This window comes from Actinosynnema sp. (genome assembly GCF_052038725.1).
Map to the genome: position 1 here is coordinate 1 of NZ_JBQGCX010000096.1, position 2,245 is coordinate 2,245.

4 protein-coding genes are annotated in these 2,245 nt (G+C 68.4%); all 4 read left to right on the forward strand.

The window, feature by feature from the left end:
* A partial coding sequence (locus ACTUAL_RS01835; protein ID WP_440899039.1) for a signal peptidase II occupies positions 1 to 430 on the forward strand: 430 nt, incomplete at its 5' end.
* Positions 427 to 762, forward strand: coding sequence for a DUF6804 family protein (locus ACTUAL_RS01840; protein ID WP_248242371.1), 336 nt, complete (start codon positions 427 to 429; stop codon positions 760 to 762). The genes ACTUAL_RS01835 and ACTUAL_RS01840, both read left to right, overlap by 4 nt.
* Entirely contained in the window at positions 759 to 1,361 is a 603-nt protein-coding gene (locus ACTUAL_RS01845) for a TlpA family protein disulfide reductase (RefSeq protein ID WP_440899040.1), read from the forward strand. The genes ACTUAL_RS01840 and ACTUAL_RS01845 overlap by 4 nt, the downstream gene beginning before the upstream one ends.
* Entirely contained in the window at positions 1,358 to 2,125 is a 768-nt protein-coding gene (locus ACTUAL_RS01850; RefSeq protein ID WP_440899041.1) for a cytochrome c biogenesis CcdA family protein, read from the forward strand. Before ACTUAL_RS01845 ends, ACTUAL_RS01850 begins: the two co-directional genes overlap by 4 nt.
* Positions 2,126 to 2,245 lie beyond the last annotated feature (120 nt).

Here is a 2,245-nt window from a genome sequence, read left to right on the forward strand (position 1 = left end):
CCCGCTGCTGGGAGATCTGCTCGGGCTGCAGCTCGCATTCAATCCGGGCGCGATCCTCTCTCTCGGCGCCGGGTTCACGGGGCTACTCACTGTCCTCGGCGTCGGCGCGGTGGTGGTGTTGATCGTCGCCGCGGCGCGGGCACGGACGGGATGGTGGGCGGTGGGGATCGGGCTGATCCTGGGCGGCGCGATCGGCAACGTGATCGACCGGCTGTTCTCCCCGCCTGGCTTCGGGGTCGGGCACGTCACCGACTTCCTCGCCTACGGAACCCTCTTCATCGGAAACCTCGCCGATGTCGCCCTCGGCGCGGGCGTGATCGTGCTCGGCCTGAACATCTGGGTCCGGCACCGGCGCGCCCGCACGGACACAACGAATGACGGGGTGACCGGCGGGGCAGCGCCGGCGGGATCGGCGGTGAGCGGGTCATGATGGCTAAGCAGCGCACCCCGTCTGTGTATCAGCGCAACGCGTTCGCCCCGGGGCTGCTTGCGGCCGCGGTGTTGTTCCTCGCGCCGGTTCTGATGGGCGGGGACTGGTTCACGCTGGTGCTGTTCGTCACCGCGATCTTCGCGGTCATCGTCGGCTGGTTCGCGATTCAGGCGCGGCAGTGGTGGTGGGTGCCGGTGTTCGCAGCGATCGTGGTGATCTGGAACCCGGTGTTCCCGTTTCCGTTCACTGGCCCGGTGTGGACGGCCGCGCAACCGGTCGCCGCGGTCGTGTTCCTGGTGGCCGGCGCACTGATCAAGGTCAAGCGACCATGAACCACCGCCCTCTGATCGCCACCGCCTCGGTTCTGCTTGTGGTTGGGCTGCTCGCCGGGTGCGGATCCAGCGACTCGCTCGCGCAGCAGTACCGGGACGGGAACGAGAAAGGCTACATCTCCGGCGACTTCCAGATCGTCGAGATCCCCGACGCCGATCGTGGAGAGCCGGTGGTGTTCGAAGGCGTCACCGAGACCGGCGAGACGGTGTCCAGCGACGACTACCGCGGCGGGGTGCTGGTGGTGAACTTCTGGTACGCCGCCTGCGGGCCATGCATCGTCGAGGCGCCGCTGCTCGAGGAGGTCTGGCAGGAGTACCAGGAGCAGGGTGTCGCGTTCCTCGGGGTCAACACCTACGACCAGCCCGCGACCGCACTGTCGTTCGCCCGCGACAACAACGTCACCTACCCGAGCGTGATCGACGTGAACGACGGCAAAGTGAAACTCGCATTCGCGCAGGTCACCCCAATCCAGGCCACCCCCACCACCCTGGTTATCGACCAGAAAGGGCGGGTCGCCGCGCGGATCATCGGGCAATTGGCCAGCGCATCGATCCTGTCCACCCTGGTCGCCGACACCCTCGCAGAGGACAGCTCGTGAATCCGGGAGCGGTCATCGTCGACGGTGCCCTGTGGGTCGCGATCCCGGTCGCGATCCTCGCCGGGCTGGTCTCCTTCGTGTCCCCGTGCGTTCTCCCACTGGTGCCCGGTTACCTCGGCTACCTCGGCAGCACCACTACCACCACAACATCTCCCACCGTGAACGGCGGGCGCGCCGCCACGGCGGAGCGCGCCCGGCTGCTGCTGGGCGTAACACTATTCATCGCCGGGTTCACGGTCGTCTTCGTCGCCGTCACGATCCTCGGGGGCACCTTCGGATACCTGCTGCTGCAATACGCGGGCATCCTCACCCGGGTGTTCGGGATCATCATCATCGCCCTCGGGCTGGTGTTCCTCGGCTTCTTCGGCATCGCGCAGCGCACCCTCCGCCCCCGCACCCAGGGCAGGGCCGGGCTGATCGGGGCGCCGCTTCTGGGGTTCGCGCTCGGCGTCGGCTGGACCCCCTGCATCGGCCCGACGCTCGCGGCGATCATCTCGATGTCGTGGAACCTCGGCGACCCCGCCCGCGCCGGCCTACTCGGGCTGGCCTACTCGCTGGGCCTGGGCATCCCGTTCCTGATCCTCGCGGCAGGGTGGGGCTGGGCGTCCCGATCGGTCACGTTCCTGCGCCGCCACATCCGGGCACTGAACATCATCGGCGGGGCCATGCTCATCGCCCTCGGCCTGCTGATGGTCACGGGGCTGTGGACGGTGCTGATGTCGCAGCTGCAACAGGTGGTGATCAATGTCCCCCTCCCGCTCTGACACCGGCACGGACGTCACAGCCGACCCGCTGCGGCCCCGTGACCACGCCGACACCGACGTCGATACCGCAACCGAGATCACCCAGCCGACCCTCGGCATCACGGGCTGGCTGCGGTGGGC

Coding starts and splice junctions, on each gene's coding strand:
- ACTUAL_RS01845 (WP_440899040.1), top strand. CDS start 759: ATGAACCACCGCCCTCTGATCGCCACCGCCTCGGTTCTGCTTGTGGTT.
- ACTUAL_RS01840 (WP_248242371.1), top strand. CDS start 427: ATGATGGCTAAGCAGCGCACCCCGTCTGTGTATCAGCGCAACGCGTTC.